The organism is Fontimonas thermophila, assembly GCF_900113085.1.
GTDB classification, from domain to species: Bacteria; Pseudomonadota; Gammaproteobacteria; order Nevskiales; family Nevskiaceae; genus Solimonas; species Solimonas thermophila.
In genome coordinates this window covers 45779-65471 of sequence record NZ_FOOC01000011.1, presented here as the reverse complement: position 1 = coordinate 65471, position 19693 = coordinate 45779, and the positions used below count along the sequence as shown (strand labels likewise).

At 66.9% G+C, this 19693-nt stretch carries 17 protein-coding genes; 9 read left to right on the top strand and 8 right to left on the bottom strand.

The features are described 5' to 3' along the window. Window positions 1-14: 14 nt before the first annotated feature. On the bottom strand, window positions 15-626 hold the full coding sequence (locus BMZ48_RS10560; protein WP_200769596.1) for a type IV toxin-antitoxin system AbiEi family antitoxin domain-containing protein: 612 nt from the start codon (window positions 624-626) through the stop codon (window positions 15-17). Between the two features lie 554 nt (window positions 627-1180). Between BMZ48_RS10560 and BMZ48_RS10555 the strand changes: the two genes are divergently transcribed. Then, window positions 1181-2476, top strand: a complete 1296-nt coding sequence (locus BMZ48_RS10555; protein WP_091534875.1) for an adenylate/guanylate cyclase domain-containing protein — start codon at window positions 1181-1183, stop codon at window positions 2474-2476. Window positions 2477-2481: 5 nt separating this feature from the next. Here BMZ48_RS10555 and BMZ48_RS10550 read toward each other — a convergent pair whose 3' ends face one another. Beyond that, window positions 2482-3423 carry an isoaspartyl peptidase/L-asparaginase family protein gene (locus tag BMZ48_RS10550; protein ID WP_091534872.1) on the bottom strand — a complete coding sequence of 314 codons (942 nt, stop codon included), beginning with the start codon at window positions 3421-3423 and terminating at the stop codon, window positions 2482-2484. Window positions 3424-3563: 140 nt separating this feature from the next. Between BMZ48_RS10550 and BMZ48_RS10545 the strand changes: the two genes are divergently transcribed. Then, window positions 3564-4943 (top strand): high affinity choline transporter 1, encoded by a 1380-nt coding sequence (locus BMZ48_RS10545; protein WP_091534870.1) that lies wholly within the window; start codon window positions 3564-3566, stop codon window positions 4941-4943. A 13-nt stretch (window positions 4944-4956) separates the two neighbouring features. Here the strand turns inward: BMZ48_RS10545 and BMZ48_RS10540 are convergent, their stop codons facing one another. Then, window positions 4957-5559: a thioredoxin family protein gene (locus BMZ48_RS10540; RefSeq protein WP_091534868.1), complete on the bottom strand. Its 603-nt coding sequence runs from the start codon at window positions 5557-5559 to the stop codon at window positions 4957-4959. 10 nt (window positions 5560-5569) lie between these two features. After that, window positions 5570-7666 (bottom strand): protein-disulfide reductase DsbD family protein, encoded by a 2097-nt coding sequence (locus BMZ48_RS10535; RefSeq protein ID WP_091534866.1) that lies wholly within the window; start codon window positions 7664-7666, stop codon window positions 5570-5572. A gap of 306 nt (window positions 7667-7972) precedes the next feature. On the opposite strand from BMZ48_RS10535, the gene BMZ48_RS10530 reads away from it, so the two are divergent. Genes BMZ48_RS10530 through BMZ48_RS10520 form a run of 3 tightly spaced genes read left to right on the top strand, consistent with a single transcriptional unit; the run spans window position 7973 to window position 10168 of the window. Beyond that, window positions 7973-8578: a DUF2845 domain-containing protein gene (locus tag BMZ48_RS10530; RefSeq protein WP_091534863.1), complete on the top strand. Its 606-nt coding sequence runs from the start codon at window positions 7973-7975 to the stop codon at window positions 8576-8578. A gap of 40 nt (window positions 8579-8618) precedes the next feature. Next, window positions 8619-9800: a saccharopine dehydrogenase family protein gene (locus BMZ48_RS10525; protein WP_091534860.1), complete on the top strand. Its 1182-nt coding sequence runs from the start codon at window positions 8619-8621 to the stop codon at window positions 9798-9800. Further along, entirely contained in the window at window positions 9797-10168 is a 372-nt protein-coding gene (locus BMZ48_RS10520; protein WP_091534858.1) for a DUF423 domain-containing protein, read from the top strand. The genes BMZ48_RS10525 and BMZ48_RS10520 overlap by 4 nt, the downstream gene beginning before the upstream one ends. On the opposite strand, the gene BMZ48_RS10515 is transcribed toward BMZ48_RS10520, so the two are convergent. Both BMZ48_RS10515 and BMZ48_RS10510 read right to left on the bottom strand, forming a co-directional pair. Further along, window positions 10095-10694 (bottom strand): hypothetical protein, encoded by a 600-nt coding sequence (locus BMZ48_RS10515; protein WP_091534856.1) that lies wholly within the window; start codon window positions 10692-10694, stop codon window positions 10095-10097. The genes BMZ48_RS10520 and BMZ48_RS10515 overlap by 74 nt on opposite strands. A gap of 9 nt (window positions 10695-10703) precedes the next feature. After that, window positions 10704-11039 (bottom strand): response regulator, encoded by a 336-nt coding sequence (locus BMZ48_RS10510; RefSeq protein WP_091534855.1) that lies wholly within the window; start codon window positions 11037-11039, stop codon window positions 10704-10706. Between the two features lie 315 nt (window positions 11040-11354). On the opposite strand from BMZ48_RS10510, the gene BMZ48_RS10505 reads away from it, so the two are divergent. Continuing rightward, entirely contained in the window at window positions 11355-12593 is a 1239-nt protein-coding gene (locus BMZ48_RS10505) for an RsmB/NOP family class I SAM-dependent RNA methyltransferase (RefSeq protein ID WP_159431155.1), read from the top strand. A gap of 64 nt (window positions 12594-12657) precedes the next feature. Here BMZ48_RS10505 and BMZ48_RS10500 read toward each other — a convergent pair whose 3' ends face one another. Then, window positions 12658-14028 carry a sigma-54-dependent transcriptional regulator gene (locus tag BMZ48_RS10500; RefSeq protein WP_091534852.1) on the bottom strand — a complete coding sequence of 457 codons (1371 nt, stop codon included), beginning with the start codon at window positions 14026-14028 and terminating at the stop codon, window positions 12658-12660. Continuing rightward, complete coding sequence (locus BMZ48_RS10495) at window positions 14025-15788, bottom strand: ATP-binding protein (RefSeq protein ID WP_091534850.1); 1764 nt, start codon at window positions 15786-15788, stop codon at window positions 14025-14027. Before BMZ48_RS10495 ends, BMZ48_RS10500 begins: the two co-directional genes overlap by 4 nt. An 89-nt stretch (window positions 15789-15877) precedes the next feature. Between BMZ48_RS10495 and BMZ48_RS10490 the strand changes: the two genes are divergently transcribed. The 3 genes from BMZ48_RS10490 to BMZ48_RS10480 all read left to right on the top strand — a co-directional run bounded on the left by BMZ48_RS10490 (window position 15878) and on the right by BMZ48_RS10480 (window position 19683). Next, the gene (locus BMZ48_RS10490; protein WP_143383685.1) at window positions 15878-16942 is read left to right on the top strand and encodes a porin; all 1065 of its coding nucleotides are present in this window, start codon (window positions 15878-15880) and stop codon (window positions 16940-16942) included. After that, entirely contained in the window at window positions 16942-17424 is a 483-nt protein-coding gene (locus BMZ48_RS10485) for a type 2 periplasmic-binding domain-containing protein (protein WP_091534847.1), read from the top strand. The genes BMZ48_RS10490 and BMZ48_RS10485 overlap by 1 nt, the downstream gene beginning before the upstream one ends. Window positions 17425-17703: 279 nt before the next feature. Further along, window positions 17704-19683, top strand: coding sequence for an LTA synthase family protein (locus BMZ48_RS10480; RefSeq protein ID WP_091534845.1), 1980 nt, complete (start codon window positions 17704-17706; stop codon window positions 19681-19683). Window positions 19684-19693 lie beyond the last annotated feature (10 nt).

Genomic DNA, 19693 nt, shown 5'->3' with positions numbered 1-19693 from the left:
GCCGGCGGGATCGGTCAAGCCGGTAACAACGCATCGACATACGGTTTCATGACGCGTTCGACACGGCACAGCCGCGCATAATGCCAGAGCTTGCGCAGATGGATGTCGCGCTGTGACAGCGCCGAGCGCAGCGCGTCGACGGCGATGTGTGGACCGATTTTGTTACGGAACTTGAACAGGTCGGCCAGGGTTTTTTCGAGGCTGTAGATCGGCACCCGAACGTTTTCGAGCACATGGATCTCGATCCCTTCGGTGAATGCGGCGCCGCCGAGGCGGGCGACGCGCAGATCCGGGAAGTCCACGCGCGGTTTGGCGGCGCGGCGCTCGATGGCGATGTGGATTTTCTCCATGTCGAACGCGGCGAGTCCATGGAAGGCCAGTGCCGTTTCGAGGCAGATCACACCGTTGGGGACGGCGCGTGCGACGAGTGCAAGCAAAAGGTCGCGCGACAGTCTCGTGCCGGCAGCGACATAGCTGCCGCGGCTCAGCTTCTTGAGCAGCCCGCGATCGCACAGCCGACGCAGATACTCCGCCTGGATGCCGTGCGGAACGAGATCTTTGGGCCGCAGAACACCCAGCTTGTGCACCAGCTGGAGGATGCGTTCAGACTTGCTGTGTTCGTCCATGTGTGAACAACCGACGCAAGTTCAAACAACTATAAATAGTTTGAAACTCGGCGATTGTCGTGGAAACATGGCCCATCTTCAACTCGCTTCTCTGTTTTATTGGATATCTAGCTGATTTGTAATAATTTTAATGAACAGCGCGGGTCCGATCCCGGCGTGGTTGCGTACTTTCTTTACTGGCTGCGGCAGGATGCTCCGGTTGCTGTCCCCGGTGCTTGCTGGGGGCTGGTTTGCGGTCGGTATCACCCGCGAACCAGTGCGGGTAGGCGCGATCGGCAAGACTTGTTCGCATACGCCGCGGCGGATGATGGCCATGGGGTTGCACGATCGCGTGCGGCGCCGGTTGTCCATCCATGGCGCCGTGCGATCGACGGATGGTTCGCGGATATGATCCGATCAGTGCCTGATGCACGATCGAATCGTTGCGCGAACATGACCTGGCCCCACCTCAGCGGACAGCAAGGTTTCACCCATGGCGAGGGATTCTTGATGCTGGTCGCGCAGAAAGCGATGCGCGAACCCAAGCCTCGGTCCCGGCAGGATCGGGGTGCACCATGACGCCGGGATTGGACACGCACACGCTGGTCTCACTGGTCGCGCTGGGCATGGGGATCGCGTTCGTCTCCGCGGACCGTGCCTCGCCGGCCTCGCGCGCCCTGGCCGGGGGCTTTTTCTTCATGGGGCTGTCGATTTATCTCAACGTGGTGTGGCTCGCGGTCCGTCCGGAGCTGATGTCATGGGCCGGCTGGTTTGCGCTGCCGGAGGTGTTATCGATCGTCTGCATGCTCGAATGGATTCTGCGCGTGCGCCGGACGATTCCGGTGTCCGCGGACATGGATACGCGCACGGGCGATCGCGTGCTGCGGCTGGGACAGCTCAGCGGCGTGCTGTACGGTGTGTTTTCATTCATCTGGCCGGAGCTGCGTGCGCAGGCCTTCCTGCGCGCCGGCGATCGGCCGGAATTGTTTCTGAGTGCCGGATTCTGGGTGTTCATGGGGCCCGTGCTGTTGGCGATGATCGCAGGATGTGTCGGCATCGCACTGCTGCTCAAGCGCCGGCCAGATCGCGCCGAGACGATCCGGGTGGTGGCGATGGCGCTCGCCGCTCCCTTGTTCGTCGCCGGTTTCGTGTTGCCGTTGCAGTGGTCTGCGCTGTCCGTGATCACGGGCGAGCTCGTGTTTTTGATCGGCGCCGTGCATTACCACGTGCTCCAGGGTCAGCGCGGGCAGTTCATGTCGCGTTTTCTGTCACCGCAGGTGGCGCGTCTGGTGTCCGAACGCGGACTCGATCAGGCGATGCGTGACACCCAGCGCGAGATCACCGTCGTCGCCTGCGACTTGCGCGGGTTCACGGCCTACGCCGCGGCGCATCCGTCTGCGGAGGTCATTGCAGTGCTGCGCGAGTATTACGATGCGGTCGGGCGCGAGGTCGCAGCGGTCGGAGCGACGATCAATGATTTCGCCGGCGACGGGATTCTGGTGCTCGTCGGTGCGCCCCTGCCGGTTGCGTACCACGCACAGCGCGGCATCGAGCTGGCCTGTCGGATCCGCGACGTCGGTGTGGCGCTCACGCAGCGCTGGAGCCGTCCGGGCTACCGCCTCGGCATCGGCGTCGGTGTGGCCACGGGTGTGGTCACGGTCGGCGTCATCGGTTCGGCTTCACGGCTGGAATACACGGCGGTGGGGTCGGCGGTGAACCTGGCGTGCCGTCTGTGCGAGCACGCTGCCGATGGCGATGTGCTCGTCGACACCCGGACCGCCGAGCTTGCCGGTGCCGTCGCCCTGCAGGCGCGCGCGCCGCTCCAGCTCAAGGGTTTTACGGCGGCGGTGCCGCATTACGCGGCGGTTTGAACGTGTCAGTCGACGTCATCGGTGCCGATGCCGACATGGATCACGCCGTCGGCGCCCATCCACGCGCGGTACATCGCCGTCGAGTTGAACGGCAGTGCCAGATTGCCTTCGTGATCGATCGCGATGCAGCCGCCGCGTCCACCCAGCCGGCGGACGTCCTCCAGCGCTTCACGGCAGGCACGTTCCAGCGTCCAGTTGCAGTAACTCATCCGCGCGTGCACTTCGAATCCGAAGCCGACGCGGATGAAGCATTCACCGGTGCCGGTGCACGAGACCGCCGCACTGCGGTCATCGGCGAACGTGCCGGCACCGATGAGCGGGGTGTCGCCGATACGGCCCGGGTGCTTGTTGGTGAGGCCGCCGGTGCTGGTGGCCGCGGCGAGCCGTCCTTCGGCATCGCGGGCGACCGCGCCGACGGTACCGAAGCCGCCGCTGGTCGGCTCTGCCGGCGTGAACGCGGCTTCATGGTCGAGCACGATGACGCCGCGGGCGTGCGCCTGCTTGAGCTGGCGGAAGCGTTCTTCGGTGATGAAGTAATCCGGTGTGACTTCGTCCAGGCCCAGCTCGCGATTGAGCGCCTCGGCGCCACTGCCCATGAACATGACGTGCGGGGAGCGTTCCATCACCGCGCGTGCGAGTCGCACTGGATTTTTGACGCGCATGACCCCCGCGACGGCGCCGCAGGCACGGGTGCGGCCGTCCATGATCGCCGCGTCGAGCTCGGGCATGCCGTCGCGGTTGAGCACTGCGCCGATGCCGGCATTGAACAGCGGGCAGTCTTCAAGCCGTACGACCATGCGCTCGACCACGTCGAGACTGCTGGCGCCGGCTTGCAGCAACGCGCGTCCTTCCTCGGCGATGCGGCGCAGGGCAGCGCGGTGTTCGCGCGTGTCGGTCTGATCGGCGGCGAGGTCGCCGGCACCACCATGGATGGCCAGTCGGATCATGGGTCAAAGGGACTGAGGTTGCGGTGCCATCGTATCCGCAGGCCGATTGCCGCGTGAATTGGAGTGCACGCATGCCGATTTTTGCTATCGTGCACGGCTTTCGACGCAGATGATGCGGGGCAGCTCGGGCAGGGGGGCGCGTGAACTTCGTTTTGCTGTTCATTTTCGGCTATATCGGCCTGCAGCTCGTCTTCGCGTGGTGGGCTTCGCGCCGGGTGCACGACGAGGCCGATTACCTCATCGCCGGGCGCCAGCTCGGGCCGTGGATGGCGACGTTCACGGTGTTTGCCACCTGGTTCGGTGCCGAAACCTGCATCGGAGCGGCCGGCGAGGCCTATGCGAATGGCCTTTCCGGCGTGAGGGCCGATCCTTTCGGCTATGCGATCGGTATCGTCATCGTCGGCTTGATCTTTGCCGTGCCGCTGTGGCGCCGCGGCATCATCACGCTCGCCGACTTATTTCGCCAACGCTATGGCGCCGGCGTCGAACGCGCTGCCGCGCTGATCATGATTCCGACATCCTTGATGTGGGCGGCGGCCCAGATCCGCGCCTTTGGCCAGGTGCTCGCGGCCTCGTCGGAACTGAGCGTGGTGGTTGCGATCACATGTGCGGCGGCTGTGGTGATCATTTACACCGCCAGCGGCGGCATGTGGGCCGATGCGATGACCGATCTCGTACAGGGGGGTGTGCTGATCGCCGGCATCCTCATCGTGTTCGGGTTGGTCATGGTGGCCGATGGCGGGGTTGCCCACATCACTGCCTGGCCGGCCCGCAGCGGTCTTTTCGATGCCGATGTGTCCTGGCTGCGCACGCTGGAGACCTTCGCCGTGCCGATTTGCGGCACCATCGTCGCGCAGGAGCTGGTGGCGCGCGTGCTCGCGATCCGCAGTCCGGAGCTGGCGCGCCGGGCGACGGTCAGTGCCGGCGTGCTCTACCTGCTCGTCGGCCTGATGCCGGTGACGCTGGGACTGATTGCGGTGAATTATGTCGGTCCCCTCGACGAGCAAGAGCAGGTGCTGATGCATCTAGCCCAGACCCAGTTGCCGACGCTGCTGTATGCGATCTTCGTCGGCGCATTGGTGTCGGCGATTCTGTCGACGGTCGATTCGGCGCTGCTGGTTGCCGGTTCGCTGGCGGCGCACAACCTGGTGCTGCCGCTGCGGCCGAATCTGTCCGAGGCCGCCAAGCTGCGCGCCAACCGCATCGCCGTCATCGCGTTCGGGATGACGGCATATGCGCTCGCCCTTGCCAGCGACAACGTCTATGAACTGGTCGTCGAGGCGTCGAGCTTCGGTTCGGCGGGCGTGCTGGTGATTCTACTGTTCGCGCTGTGGGGGCCGCGCATCGGTGCTGCCGGTGCCGCGTATGCAGCGCTGGCAACCGGCCTCGTCACGTATGTCGGTGCAGCGCATATCGGCGCTGCCGACTATCCCTATCTGACCTCGCTCGCGGCGGCGCTGACGGCGTATCTCGTCGCATCCACGATGTCGCGGCCGGTGGTGCAGCCGGCGCGATCCTGAGCGCTGCTGGGCTTTAGTACTTGACGCTGCAGCCGTACGGCGTAGTCACTGGCTGGCTGACCGGCTTGCCGGCCATGGCTTCGGCGAGCGCGATCTTGACGTAGGGCTTAGCCCGCGGAATGTCGGCCGGGTCGCTGCTGGCGATGCTGTCGATCGCACCGGCATAGATCAGCGTGCCCTCGGGGTCGATGATGAACATGTGCGGCGTGGTCTTGGCGCCATACAGGCGGCCGACGGTGCCGGTTTCGTCGAGCAGTACATGCGTGGGGTGCGCGCCGCGCGTTTGGGTGAGCGCATCGGCCCTGGCACCATCGACGTGGCCTTGCTTGCCGGGCGCCGACGAGATCACCGACAGCCAGACCGCGCCCTGATCCGTGGCCTCTTTCTGCAGGGCCTGCATGTTGCCGGAGTCGTAATGCTTCTTCACGAACGGGCAGCCGTCGTTGGTCCATTCCAGCACGACGAAACGACCCTTGAAATCCGACAGGCGCACGGTTTTCCCGGCGCTGTCGAGGGCGCTGAAGTCGGGTGCGCGCTGGCCGACCGACGGGGCGGCGTTGGCACTACCGGCGGTGAGGGATGCAGCGAGAACGAGACAGCGGACGAGTTGGCGCATGGTGGCTCCTTTACTTGGATGATGCGGGAGTATTGAGGGCATCGATCACGATGTCGGGGGTCAGTAGCTGTGGCAGGACGCGCGGTTCTCCACCGCGGACGTAGACCAGGTAGAGCGGCACGCCGCTGCGTCCGAAACGGGCGAGCTCGGCGGTGATCGCCGGATCAGAGCGGGTCCAGTCACCGACGAGGACGGCCACATTATGCTCGGCGAATGCGCGCCGAACCCGTTCCGAGCGCAGGGCGACCCGTTCGTTGACTTTGCAGCTCAAGCACCAGTCGGCGGTGAAATCGACGAAGATCGTGCGGCCGTCGGCGCGCAACTCGGCGACGCGTTCGGCAGACCAAGGTTCTGCCTCAGGCATCGCCGCGGCGGGTTGGCTGATCGCGGCGACCGGGGCGAAGAATACCAGTGCTACCGCAGCACCCAGCGCACCGAGCTTGAATACCGCAGCGAGCGGTCCGCGGCGATGCCATAGCCACATCGCGAAGGCCACGGCGACGAGGCCGAGCATGACGCGCCCGGTATGCTGCGGATCGGTCTGGCGTGCCAGCACCCACAGCAGCCAGACCACGGTCAGGTACAGCGGAAACGCCATCAACTGCTTGAATTGCTCCATCCACGGACCGGGCCGCGGCAGCCAGGCGGCGAGCCGCGGCACCCAGCCGATCAGCAAGAACGGCAGCGCCAGCCCCAGGCCCAGCGTCGCGAACACGATGAGCGCGACCCAGGCCGGCTGTGTCATCGCATACCCGAGCGCAGTGCCCATGAACGGCGCCGTGCACGGACTGGCGACGACGACGGCGAGCACGCCGGTGAAGAACGAACCGGCCAGCCCCGGCCGTTGCGCAAGACCGCTGCCCAGGTTCATCAGGCCGACACCGAGCTGCGCGACCCCCGACAGCGACAGACCGAGCGCAAAGATCAGATAGGCCATCAGGCTGACGAACGCGGGGGATTGCAACTGGAAGCCCCAGCCGATCGCCTCGCCGGCGCTGCGCAGACCGAGCATGGCGAATGCCACCAGTACACAGGAAGCGATGACGCCGGCGGTATAGGCATACACCTGTCGGCGGCGCTCGCGGCCGTCGCTGCCGTTGTGTTCGATCAGCGCGAGAGCCTTGAGGGAGAGCACCGGGAACACGCAAGGCATGAGGTTGAGAATCAGGCCGCCGAGCAGCGCGAAGGCGAGCGCCAGCGCAAGCGTGGGTGGGCCAGCCGGCGCAACGGCCGTGCCGCGATGGGCCGGCGTCGCCTGCACGCCGTGGTCCGGCGGAACCGGCGTGACGGTGCCCGGTTGCGCGGCAATCTCGAAGGCCTGGGTCTGGCCTGCGCGCGTGACGACGATGACGCCTTCGACACGCGCCGGGGCATCGACGAAATACGGGCTCAGTGTCTGGCTCAGCCGCACCGCGCCGGATTCGACGGCGAGGCGCTGTGGCGCGGCGTGCAGGACCAGATCCTGGGCATAGGGGAAGAACGCGATGCCCTCGGCGTTGGCGAGCAGCGCGCTTTCGATGCGCAGGGAGACGCTGTCGGCATCGATGCTGAACCATGCCGGCCAGTCGTGCGCCGGCTGGGGCAGCGCGCTGCGCGCCTGCGCAAATGCAGAGGACCAGTCCGGGTCGGGGCGCGCCGGCGCGGCGACCGCCCGGCGCAACTGCAGATCGGCCTTGCCGGGGATGCAGATGTCCTTGCAAGCGAGCCAGCTCGCCTTGGCGGCGAGCGTCACCGTCTGGCCAGCGAGCGCCGCATCCACTGTCACCGGGATCAGGTGCAGCGTCTCCTCGCTGTAGCCATAGTTGGTCAGTTCGCCGAGCGATTCGGTGTGCGGATACGGCCAGTGGATGTCGCCGGCGCGGATTCCATCCGGCAGCGTCCATGCGAGCGTGGTCGGGATGCCCGAGTCGCCGGGGTTGCGCCAATACACGTGCCAGCCTGGCTGGGGCCGCAGGCGCAGTGCAATCCAGTTCTGGCCGGGTTGCAGTGTTGTGGTTTCGGCAATCAGCTCGGCCTCGACCTCATCCGTGCGCACCGGCTCGGCACGGGCGAGGGTGCCGAGGACGGCGGCCAGCGCGGCGAAAAGCAGCGATAAATATCGGAGCATGGGTGAAAGCTCGGGAATATGCGATAGACCGCGGGCGTGTGCGCGGGTTCACCGTGTGTGGGGGATCGCTGTGGGACGATGCGCGCGGGATGCAGCGTGCACCGCATGGGACCATCGCCGCGCAGGCCAGAGGCTGCCCTAGCCTACCATTCCCGCGCCCGGTGCACTGCGTCGGATCGGTGTGCGGCCACAGTCGCGCCGATCGTGCCGGGTGCGGCGGGCGATGGTGCATGCAACGATCGGGAGGTGGACATACGGCGCTGTGTGCGGCCGATAATGATGGCAGCTTTGCGCCTGCGAGGATGCATGCGTTCTTTCGCCGCCCTGCTGTTGTGGCTCTGCGCCATCGGCGTCCCGGCGCCGGTCGATGCGGCCGGCTCGATGCGCTGTGGTTCGCGTCTGGTCAGCGAGGGCATGTTCGCGGCCGAGGTGCTGGCGATCTGCGGCGAGCCGGATTTCCGGGACGTCTGGCCGCCGCCCGGCGCTTACGGTTACGGCTACCTGGCGCCGACCGAGGAATGGACGTACAACCGCGGCTCCAGCCAGCTGCTGCGGATTCTGCGCTTTCGCAATGGCCGGCTCGATCGCATCGAGTCGGAGGGTTACGGCTTTGCGCCGCGGCAGGGTCAGGGTTGCGGTCACGGCGAGATCCGCCCGGGGATGAGCAAATACCGCCTGCTGGCCTTCTGCGGCGAGCCACTGACGCGCTACGCCGATTACGTGCTGCGGTACGCAAGGCCGGAGATCTGGGATCGTCCCTACGATCTGCGCGATGACTACGTCACCGGGACACCGGTGTACCGCGAGGAATGGGTGTACAACTTCGGTGCCAACCAACTGCTGCGCATCGTCGTTCTCGAAAACGGCCGGGTCAGCGAGATCCGCACCGGGCGGCGTGGCTTCGATCCTTGAGCGTCCACTATCATCCACGCCGCCGACAGGAACTGAAAACATGGGCAAGACGCGCGAATACGAGATCGTGCTGTTCGGAGCGACCGGCTATACCGGCCAGCTCACGGCGGAATACCTCGCCCGCCATGCCGGGGCGGATCTGCGCTGGGCATTGGCAGGGCGCAATCTCGACAAGCTCAAGGTCGTGCGCGCGCGCTTGACCGATATCGCGGCGCACTGCCGCACGCTGCCGCTGCTCCAGGCCGAGGTCGGCGATGCCGCATCGATGCAGCGTCTGGCCGAATCGGCCAAGGTGGTGATCACCACGGTCGGTCCTTACATTCGCTACGGCGAACCGCTGGTCGCCGCCTGTGCCGCCACCGGAACCGATTACGTCGATCTGACCGGGGAGCCCGAGTTCGTCGATCGCATGTGGCTGCGCTACCACGACCGCGCCCGTGCCAGCGGGGCGCGCATCGTCCACTGCTGCGGCTTCGACAGCATTCCACACGATCTCGGCTGCTGGTTCACCGTGCAGCAGCTGCCGGAAGACGTGCCGCTGCGGGTGCAGGGCTTTGTGCGCGCCGGCGGGCGGTTTTCCGGCGGCACGCTGCATTCTGCAGTCACGGCACTCTCGCGTCTGGGTGAGTATGCGAAAGTCCGCCGCGAGCGGCGCCGAGAGGAAGGGTTGCCGCTGGATCGGCACATCGGCGCGATCCACCACGGCGTGCGCTACGTCGAGGAGCTGGGCACCTGGACGCTTCCGATGCCGACGATCGACCCGCAGATCGTGCGCCGCAGCGCAGCGGCGATCGCGCGCTACGGCCCCGATTTCCGCTACGGTCACTTCCTGCAGGTAAAGAAGCTCTCCACCCTGCTGCAGCTCGTCGGCGGTGCCGGCATCGTGCTCGTCGGCAGTCAGTTCAAGCCCACCCGCGAGCGTCTGCTCGCGCTGCTGGACAGCGGCGAGGGGCCGAGTCCCTCGGCCCGCGCCCGCGGCTGGTTCAAGGTGACGTTTCTCGGAGAAGGCGGCGGCAAACGCGTGCGCTGCGAAGTCAGCGGCGGTGATCCAGGCTATGGCGAGACTTCCAAGATGCTTGCGGAGTCGGCGCTGTGTCTTGCGCGCGACCGGCTGGCCAAGACCTGCGGCGTGATCACGCCGGTGCAGGCGATGGGCAATGCGCTGATCGAACGGCTGATGCGCGCCGGCATCGCGTTCAGGGTCGCCGAGGCCCGGTCATGAGCGCCCTGTGGCCCGCCCTGGGCGCCGTCTATGGCCTGCTCGGCGTCGCACTCGGCGCATTCGGCGCACATGCGCTGCGCGGTCAACTGCCGGAGGGGCTGCTGTCGGTATGGAAGACCGCGGTCGAGTACCAGATGTATCACGCGCTCGCTCTCGTGCTGGTCGGCGTGCTGCTGCGGTCGGCGGAATCGGGTCTGCTGTACGCCGCGGCGGTGTGTTTCGCCGTCGGCGTGCTGCTGTTCTCGGGCAGTCTTTATGTCCTGTGCTTGAGCGGCGTGCGCGCCTGGGGCGTGGTCACGCCGTTCGGCGGCGTGCTCTTGATTGCCGGCTGGGCACTGCTGTTGGCCGCGCTGCTTTCCTCGCGCTGAAGGCGCGTCCGCCGTCATTCCGCCGAACCAGCGCGCGCAGCAGCGTTGCGCGGATGTCGGCGGATGCCTGCTCGCGCGCGCGGCGGATGCCGGCCTCGAGGGCGGTGTCGAAGTGGCGGCGCAGTGTCTCGCAGTCCTGTTCGTAGGCCTTCTTGAAGGCTTCGAGGGTCTTGTGCTGCGCTTCCAGCGCGGCGAGATCGGCGTTGTGGCGCTGCTCCAGCGCCGTGAGGCGCGCATTGAGCGCGGCGAGATCGGCGCTGTGGCGCTGCTCCGCCGCGGCGAGGCGCGCTTCGAGCGCGGCGAGATCGGCGCTGTGGCGCTGCTCCAGCGCGGCGAGCCGGGCCATCAGTCCGGCGATGCGATCATCGCGATCCGGCGACGGCGCGCGGGTGACGACCGCAGGGGTCTGCGCCACCGCTGGCGATGCGACGCGATCGGGCACGCTGCCGCCAGTCTGTGTATTCGCAGCCGCCACCGCCGTTTTCGCGATCGGTGTGGCGAGTACGGCTTCGAGCTGTTGCAGCACACGTTGCAGCTACTCCGGCGACGGCGGTTTCTGCAGCACGTCGGCGGCGCCCTGGCTGCGCGCTTCGGCGACGAAGCTGCCGCCCTCGTTGGACGAGCAGATCACCACTGGAATCGCCGCCGTGCGCGGGTTCGCCTTGATGTGGCGCAGGGCCTCGAATCCATCCTCTCCGGGCATGACGTGGTCGAGAAAAATCAGGTCCGGTGTCTGCGCAGCGAGCCACTGATAGGCCGCACGCGCACTTTCGACGGCTTCGACCTTGAAGGCATGGTGTTCGAGCTGCTTGCGCAGTGCGAAGCGGGCGGATCGAGAGTCGTCGACGATCAGCGCGAGTCGTGCGTTCATCCTGCGATGTCTCCATCGGTGCGTGGCGGCGAATCTAGCACGACAAAAAAGCGGCAGTCCCGAGTGGAACCGCCGCGCAATCGATACAGCTTTTCGCGGGGGCTAGACTTACTTCTTCTTGGTTTTCTTCGCCGCTTTTTTGGTCGCTTTCTTGGCAGCCATGATGACCTCCTGATTGCGCAAAGCGGTCGGCTCCGTAAACCCTGTGTCTACAGTCCGCCAACCACGACTCATAGTGTCATTTGATTTGTCAAGCCACAATAGCTTGTGGGCACGAGCCGACGAACGGTCATGCCCCCGAATCCGGGTGAAGCAATGAGCGCGCGGCGTCTGTATCCACCGCAGTGGCGCCTGGCGTGTGCGACGCTCGAGGCGGTGCTGCGCGCAGGTGCGGCTGCCGATCATCGGCTGCACGCGGCGTTTCGCGAGCAGCGCAACATGGGCAGCCGCGACCGCGCCGCCGTGACTGCACTCGTCTATGGCGTGCTGCGCGATCTGCGGCGCCTGCAGCGCATCGCCGGGTGCAGTGACGCAAATGCGCTGTGCGCGCTGCAGGCCCTGGAGTCGGGGTATGCCGATGTGCCGCATCTCGCGGCGCTGGGTTTCGCCGGCGCCGAGGCCATGGCGCACCGTCTGCGCGTGTTCGATCCGGCAGCGCTGACGCCGGCAGAGCGCTACAACGTTCCCGACGCGATCTATGCGTACTGGCAGGCCGAGCTGGGCGCGGACGCGGCGGCTGCCCTGGCGCAGGATCTGCAACGGCAAGCGCCGGTGGATCTGCGCGTCAACGCGCTCAGGGCCACGCGCGAGCAAGCGCAGCGTGCGCTCGCCGCATCAGGACTCGCGGCGATGCCGACGCCCTACGCGCCGCTGGGGCTGCGCCTGCACCGGCGGGTTTCGCTGACGGCGCTCACGGCCTACCGTGACGGCTGGATCGAGCCGCAGGACGAGGGCAGCCAGTTGCTCGCGCTGCTCGTAGCCGCACGTCCGGGCGAACGCATTGTCGATTACTGCGCCGGTGCGGGCGGCAAGACGCTCGCGCTCGCTGCGCAGATGCAGGATCGCGGCACGCTCGTCGCGATGGATATCGACGTCGGCCGGCTCGAACGCTTGAAACCACGCCTGCAGCGCGCCGGTGTGCGCATCGTGAGCCTGCTGCCGGTCGATGCGGCACAGGTGCGGGTTGCGGATTTCGACGCCGTGCTCGTCGATGCACCATGCTCGGGCACGGGAACCTGGCGCCGCCAGCCAGAGGCGCGGCTGAAGGCGCTCGATCTCGATGCACTGGCGCGCCAGCAGTACGAGATCCTCGCGCGGGCCGCACGGCTCGTCCGTCCGGGCGGCCGTCTGGTCTATGCGACCTGCAGTCTGTTGCGCGCCGAGAACGACGCCGTGGTCGAGCGTTTCTGCGCCCGCCATCCGGATTTCCTCGAAGAGGATGCCGGTGCGGTGCTCGCCGCGCAGGGGATCGCGCTGCCCGGTCGCCGTCTCAGGCTGTATCCGCACGTGCACGGGACCGATGGTTTTTTCGGCGCTTGTCTGCGCCGCCGCTGAGGGCGCGTGGATCGCCGGTGCGCGGGCAACGTTCGTTCTGGCGCGGCTGCCCGGCCGTGCGCGGTCAGGCGTCGCCGATGCCGTACTTCTTCAGCTTGTACCAGACCGAGCGTTCGCTGATCTGCAGCAGTTGCGCGGCGCGCGCCTTGTTGCCGCCGGATTCGCGCAGGGCCTGCGTGAGCAGTTGTTTCTCCAACGCTTCCACCGCCGGCTCCAGGCGCAGATCCTGAACGGGGGCATGAGCTGAAGCCGCCGGCGGCGCGCGTGGTGGCACATCGAGCGGAAAGTGTGATGCCTCCAGGGTGCGTCCGCCGCTCAGAATCAGCGCGCGCTCGATCATGTTCCCGAGTTCGCGCACATTGCCCGGCCAGTCGTAACGCTGCAGAAGGTCCAGGGCCTGCGGCGTGATCGTCGGCACGGCGCGCGTCGGGCGCGCCCCCGCATGCAGTGCGATGAAATGCCGCACGAGCGCCGGAATGTCCTCGCGGCGCGCGCGCAGCGGCGGCAGTTCGATCGTAAAGACATTGAGCCGGTAGTACACATCCTCGCGCAGGTGGCCCTCGCGGATCGCCTGCACGGGCGAGCGGTTGCTGGCGGCGATGATGCGCACATCGAGGGAAAGCGCGCGATCACCACCCAGGCGTTCGATGACGCCATCCTGCAGCACGCGCAGCAGCTTGGCCTGCAGGGCAACCGGCATCTCGGTGATTTCGTCGAGGAACAGCGTGCCGCCATCGGCGAGCTCGAATTTGCCGATGTGCCGGCGCACGGCGCCGGTGAATGCGCCTTTCTCGAAACCGAACAGCTCGCTTTCCAGCATGTCCGCGGGGATCGCGGCACAGTTGACCGGCACGAACAGGCGCTCGCGGCGATCCGAGGCGCGGTGGATCGCGCGGGCGACCACTTCCTTGCCGGTGCCGGTCTCGCCGGTGAGCAGCACTGCGGCGCGGGTCGGCGCAACCCGTTCGATCTGGGTGCGCACCGCCTGCATCGCCGCGCTGGTGCCGATCAGCCCCTCCCAGGCGTGCTCGATCTGCTCGCGCAGATAGTCCTTCTGCTGGATCACGTCGCGGACGCTGAAGACCCGGCTGATTGAGAGATCCAGGGTTTCCGTGTCGAACGGCCGCAGCAGGTAATCGCAGGCGCCGAGCCGCATCGCCTCGACCGCACTTTCGATGCTGCCGTGGGCGGTGATCATGATCAGCGGCACATCGCTGCCGCTTTCCCGCAGCTTGCGCAGCAGTTCGATGCCATTCATCCCGGGCATGCGCAGATCGCTGATGACCAGGTCCACCGGCGCGGATTGCAGCAGCGAGAAGGCCTCGCGGCCGTCGGCGGCGCTGATCGTCTTGTACCCGCGGCGCGCGAGCATGATCTCGAGCACGCGGCGCATGTTGGGTTCGTCATCGACGACGAGTACGCGGATGTCTTTCATGCGATCGACTCCCGTGCCGGCAGCCAGACGCGGAACAATGCGCCGCCCAGGGGGCTGCGGTCGGCGACGACATCTCCGCCGTGCTGGCGCAGGATACGGCGCACGACGGCGAGTCCGAGCCCCATGCCGCCCTCGCGGCGGAAGACAAAGGGTTCGAAGATCAATTCGCGGTCCTCCGGTGCGATCCCCGGGCCATCGTCGCCGATGTCGATGACCAGGCGCGAGGCTTCATCCCGCGTCGCCACCTCTACATGACCGCCGCGTGGCAACACCTGCAGCGCGTTCATCACCAGATTGAGCAAGACCTGCGTAATCTGCTCGGCGTCGCATTCGACGACGTGCCGGCGTGCCGCGCACCGCAATGTCAACGAGATGCCGCGATTGCGGATCTGCGCGGCGAGCAGGGTGTGGGTGTGCGCGATCAATGCGTGCACGTCGGTGGCGGCGAACTGGGGTGGACGCGTGCGCGCGCTGTCGAGCATGGAGCCGACGAGGCGGTTGAGCCGCGCGGTCTCGGTCTCGATGATGCCGAGCAGCTCGCGGGTTTCGGACGAAAGCCCGGATTCCGCGCGCAGCGTCTGTGCCGCCGAGCGCAGGATGCCCAGCGGTGTGCGGATCTCGTGCGCGAGCAGCGCGGTGATCTCGCCGAGCGCGGCGAGCCTGGAGGCCTGTACCAGCGACTGCTGCGAGCGGTGCAGGGTCTCGACCATCTGCGTGAAGCTGCGGGTCAGCTCGCCGATCTCGCCCGGCCCGGCCGGCGGGGCGTCCGGCAGCGCGCCGGGCTGTGTGTAGTGACGCACGTACTCGGTCAGCGCGACCACCGGGCGGGAGATGACCGCGGCCAGCCAGCCCGCGGCGACGACGATGGCCACGGCCATGGCCGCGAGCAGGCCGGCGAAAGTCCAGGCCATGTGCCGTACCGGCGCCAGCGCGGTCGCGCGTGACTGCAGGAGCAGCACGGTCCAGCCCAGGCCGGCAAAGTCGCCGATGCGCTCGACGCGGTGCTGGCCGGCGATGACTTCGGCCGGCATCAGCGGAGCGCCGTCGCGTGTCTGCACGGCGCTGCCGGCAGTGCCCACGGACCAGCCGGGGAGTGCGCTGCCCAGACCGACGCCGCGGGCGCGCAGGGCGTGCGAGGCGGCGAGCACGCGGCCGTCGGTATCGAGCAGCAGCAATTGTCGGTCCGCGGTGGCGACGCGGTCGAGCGCGTCTTCCAGCAGCGCGCCGTTCACGTCGAGGACGAGATCGCCGATCCGGCCGTCGGCGAACGCCGAATCGATGGCGCAGCGCAGCCGCAGGCGCAGGCCCGTGTCCGTGTTCTGCGGACGTTCGATGTGGATCTCGCTGCCAGCGAGCCGGATCGATCGCCACGGCTGTTGCGGCGGCAGAGGTGTGCCGAGCAGGGCGGGTTCGCTGCTGGCGACGATCCGACCGTCGGGTGCGCTGGCGTGCAGGCCCAGATAGAGCCCGCCATGACGGCGCTTCATTTCCGCAAGAAACGCGGACAGGCGTTTGTCGACGTCGTTCAGGCGTAGGTCCTGCATGACCTCGAGGTGATTCCACGTGCTGGCGTCGAACACACGCTCGAGGATCAGCCGCTCGACGTCCTCGGCAATGGCTGCCGCCGAGCGCAGGACGCCGCTTTCGATCTCGGCGAGCATCGCTGCGCGCGTGCGGCCAAAGGCGAGCGCGGTCAGCAACGTGGCCGGCAGCAGGCTGACGAGCAGCAGCGTGAGCAGCAGGATGCGGCGGATGCTCACGTGCGCGTGGTGGGGATGCTGCGATGCGGATACATGGCCATCCTAGAATACCCCGCAGCGGAGCAGGACCGCGTCAACCAGGGCAGCGTGTGAACGGGCGATCGAAGGCGATGGGGGTGCGAGGGCTGGTCATGGCGCTGGGCCTGCTCCAGGCCGCGCTCGCACCGGCGCAGCCGCCGGTGCCGGATCCGGCGCTCGCAGGTTTGCGCGAAGGGCTCGGGCTCGGTTACCGGCTCGGCGACAGCGGCTTTAATCTCGGTGGCTATGCAGAAGCTGCCTACGCCAGCCGTGACGGCGAGCAGCCCTGGCGGCTCGCGCTCAATGCCTTGAGCGGCATTCTGTGGTGGGACGGCGGCGGGCGCTGGCGTTTCCTGATGGAGCTGGAGCTCGAAGACGGACTCGTGGTGCAGCCGGGTGACACGACCACCGATACGGCGACGCCCGTGCTCGAGCGGTTTCACGTCGATTACGCCTACGGCGATCGATGGCAGCTGCGCCTCGGTAAATTTCTGACGCCGATCGGGCGCTGGAATCTGATTCATGCCGCGCCGCTGACCTGGACGACTTCACGTCCGCTGATCACCGAGGCCACGTTTCCGACCAATGCCACCGGCGCGATGGTCCACGGCGTACTGCCGTGGACGGCGGATGGCATCGAATACGCGCTGTACGTATCGCCCGGCGAGGAATTGTTTGCCGCCAAGGACATCGATACGTTCCGCGAAGCTTTGGGGCTGCGCCTGGCCACGTCCTTGCTGCCGGACACCCAGTTCGGCATTTCCTTTGCGAGCTTCGAGCAGGAAAGCACGCCGGACCGCAAGACGCTCTACGGTCTGGATTTCCGGTGGGCGTGGCGGCGGTATGAATTGTCCGGCGAGCTGGCTTACCGCACGCGCGATTTCGGCGAGGACCAGATCGACGAGCATGGCCATTATCTGCAGGCGGTGGCGCCGCTGTCGGCACGGCTGTTCGCAGTCGCGCGCTACGAGAACTTCCATGCTTCCAACGCCGCGCACGACATCAATCGGTATCTCGCCGGGCTCACCTTTCGGCCATTGCCGGCGTTTGCGCTCAAGGCCGAATATGCGCGGATGACCGACGACCGCATGGGGCGCGACGATACCGTGCGTGCGTCGGTGGCGGTGCTGTTCTGATGCGTCGCAGCCGGTGGTGGTGTGCCGGTGCGCTCGTCTGTGCGCTGCTGCTGCCGGCTGCGCGGGCGGAGGATGCGGTCATCGCCGTCGTCGTGCACCCGGCGGTCGATACCGGCCGGCTCGATGCCGAAATGCTCGCGCAGATTTACAAGCGACGCCGGCTGTACTGGCGCGATGGGGCGCGCATCCAGCCGGTCAACCTGCCGCCGGACCATCCCCTGCGCCGACGCTTTTCGGTCGCAATCCTGGGACAGCTCCCAGAGGCACTCGACGAGTACTGGAACGCGCAATATTTCCACGGCGTATTGCCGCCCCATGTGCTCGCTTCCGAGGAGGCCGTGGCGCGCTTCGTGCGCGCCACGCCGCAGGCGATCGGCTATCTCGGCCATTGCTGGCTCGGCGAGGGTTTGCGCGTGGTGCTGACCCTGGATGCCCAAGGGCGTATCCGGCCGCCGCAGGCGCCACTGCCGGCCTGTCCGTGAAGGCCGCATCGGCGCCCATGGTGATGAGGTGGCGACCGAGGCATGTGCCGGCGTGCCGGCCAGCGTTGCCGCGCCCTGCAGCAAACGTCTGCAATTTTTGCAGCCGCGCAGGATTTGCAGCGCCGCCGTCTCCCCCGACGGCCTTGGTGATGGCGTAAATCTCTTTTTGTTTTCAGCGGCTTGAGTGATTGATGGCGCGATGCCCGGCGCCGGCATCGGCCTTGCGTGCCGTTGTTCCCGTACAGCCCGAGTGTGGGCATCGACGAGAGGAATGACTGCATGGAAACGACGACTGCCCTGCCCTGGCCGGCGCGCAGCGCCGTCCGCACGGGAGGCGGCGCCGCCGCATCCTGGCGCTGGCTGCGCCCGCTCGCCACCCTGGTCGGGGTTTATCTTGCGCTCTGCGCTGGTGTGCGGCTGCTGCTCTGGTGGGCGTTCGGGCGCGCCGGCGGTGTGTCGATTGCGGAATTGCCGGCGATTTGCGGGCTCGGCGTGGTCAACGATCTTGCGCAAGCTGTGTATCTGTTCCTGCCGGTGTCGCTGTTGCTCGGCTTGGCTCCGTGGCTGCCGCAGCGCCGGTCTGTCTTCGCCGCCGTCGCATGGATGATCGTCGCCGGCATGTTATTCATCGGAGCCGCCGAGTACTTTTTCTTCGAGGAATTCGATTCGCGGTTCAATCTGGTCGCCGTCGATTATCTGATCTATCCGACCGAGGTGATCGGCAACATCGATGAGAGTTATCCGGTCGGTCCGGTCTTGACCGCGATCGCGCTTGCCGCGGCGCTGATCGTTTTCGCGCTCAGGCCGTATCTGTTCGTCGAGGCCTCAGCGCCAGCGCCGCAATGGCGGCAGCGGATGGTTGCTCTGCTCGTGCATGGCGCATTGACGGCAGCAATGGCGGTGCTGTGGACGGCCAATACGTTGGATGTGTTCGGCGATCGCCTCGCCAATGAGCTTGCTGCCAATGGTCCGGCGCGTTTCTTCTCGGCGCTGCGCACCAATCACATCGACTATCCGTCTTTTTACCGCACTGGCGATGCGCAGGTGATGTTCGACCGTCTCGTCGCCGATCTGGGCCGCGGCGGTGGGAGCTTCGTCGATCTGCCGCATGGCGATCTCACGCGCCGTCACAATGCCAATCCGGCAGGGCTCGGCCGGCTCAACGTCGTCGTGCTGGTCGAAGAATCCTTGGGTGCGGAGTTCGTCGGTGCCTATGGCGACCGACGCGGGTTGACGCCGGAGTTCGACCGCCTGGCGCAGGACGGTGTGCTGTTCACCCGTGCCTACGCCACCGGCACGCGCACCGTGCGCGGCCTCGAAGCGCTGACTGCCTCGCTGCCACCGATTCCGAGCGAATCGATCGTCAAGCGCCCCGGCAACGAGGACATCGCGACCTGGGGCAAGGTCATGAATCGCCTCGGGTATCAGTCGAGCTTCCTCTACGGTGGCTACGGCGCGTTCGACAACATGAATCACTACTTCGGCAGCAATGGCTTTGCGATCCTCGATCGCGCGCGCATGCCCAAACCGCGGTTCGCCAACATCTGGGGTGTGTCCGACGAGGATCTGCTGGACAATGCGCTCGACTGGTTCGATGCGCGCGCCGCCGATGGCCGGCCGTTCTTCGCGGTGATCATGAGCGCGTCGAATCACAAGCCGTTCACTTTTCCGGAAGGCGTGCCCGGGGTGCCGCCTCAAGGGGGCGGGCGCCTGGCCGGTGTCCGCTACGCCGACCATGCCCTCGGCCGCTTCATCCGCATGGCGGCACGCAAGCCCTGGTTCCGCGACACCTTGTTCGTGATCGTCGCCGACCACGGTGCGCGCGTCTATGGCCGAGCCGATCTGCCGCTCAACACCTACGAGATCCCTCTGCTGTTCTACGCGCCGGCACATCTGGCTCCGCGGCGTGTCGATACGCCGACGAGTCAGATCGACGTCGCCCCCACGGTGCTCGGATTGCTCGGCCTGGCCTATGAGGCGCCGTTCTTCGGGCAGAACGTGCTCGCCTGGCCCGAGGGCGAGCCGCGCACGCTGCTGTTCAATCACAACCACGATGTCGCCGCGCTGCAGGGCGACCGGCTGTGCATCCTCGGCCTGCGCAAGACGGCGCACTGCCAGCGTTATACGCGCCTGCCGGGCGCGCCGGGGCCGGAAACGACGCGTTTTGCGCCGATTGCCGACGATCCGGCGCTGATCGATCTGGCGATCGCCTATTACCAGACGGCCTACACGCAGTTCACCGAACGGCGCTACCGCTAGGCGGGGGACG

What these genes read in the sequence shown, in the direction of transcription:
- BMZ48_RS10480 (WP_091534845.1), top strand. Translation starts at nt 17,704, where the DNA reads ATGGAAACGACGACTGCCCTGCCCTGGCCGGCGCGCAGCGCCGTCCGC.
- BMZ48_RS10500 (WP_091534852.1), bottom strand. Translation starts at nt 14,028, where the DNA reads ATGAAAGACATCCGCGTACTCGTCGTCGATGACGAACCCAACATGCGC.
- BMZ48_RS10485 (WP_091534847.1), top strand. Translation starts at nt 16,942, where the DNA reads ATGCGTCGCAGCCGGTGGTGGTGTGCCGGTGCGCTCGTCTGTGCGCTG.
- BMZ48_RS10520 (WP_091534858.1), top strand. Translation starts at nt 9,797, where the DNA reads ATGAGCGCCCTGTGGCCCGCCCTGGGCGCCGTCTATGGCCTGCTCGGC.
- BMZ48_RS10540 (WP_091534868.1), bottom strand. Translation starts at nt 5,559, where the DNA reads ATGCGCCAACTCGTCCGCTGTCTCGTTCTCGCTGCATCCCTCACCGCC.
- BMZ48_RS10530 (WP_091534863.1), top strand. Translation starts at nt 7,973, where the DNA reads ATGCGTTCTTTCGCCGCCCTGCTGTTGTGGCTCTGCGCCATCGGCGTC.
- BMZ48_RS10505 (WP_159431155.1), top strand. Translation starts at nt 11,355, where the DNA reads ATGAGCGCGCGGCGTCTGTATCCACCGCAGTGGCGCCTGGCGTGTGCG.
- BMZ48_RS10510 (WP_091534855.1), bottom strand. Translation starts at nt 11,039, where the DNA reads ATGAACGCACGACTCGCGCTGATCGTCGACGACTCTCGATCCGCCCGC.
- BMZ48_RS10525 (WP_091534860.1), top strand. Translation starts at nt 8,619, where the DNA reads ATGGGCAAGACGCGCGAATACGAGATCGTGCTGTTCGGAGCGACCGGC.
- BMZ48_RS10550 (WP_091534872.1), bottom strand. Translation starts at nt 3,423, where the DNA reads ATGATCCGACTGGCCATCCATGGTGGTGCCGGCGACCTCGCCGCCGAT.
- BMZ48_RS10560 (WP_200769596.1), bottom strand. Translation starts at nt 626, where the DNA reads ATGGACGAACACAGCAAGTCTGAACGCATCCTCCAGCTGGTGCACAAG.
- BMZ48_RS10555 (WP_091534875.1), top strand. Translation starts at nt 1,181, where the DNA reads ATGACGCCGGGATTGGACACGCACACGCTGGTCTCACTGGTCGCGCTG.
- BMZ48_RS10535 (WP_091534866.1), bottom strand. Translation starts at nt 7,666, where the DNA reads ATGCTCCGATATTTATCGCTGCTTTTCGCCGCGCTGGCCGCCGTCCTC.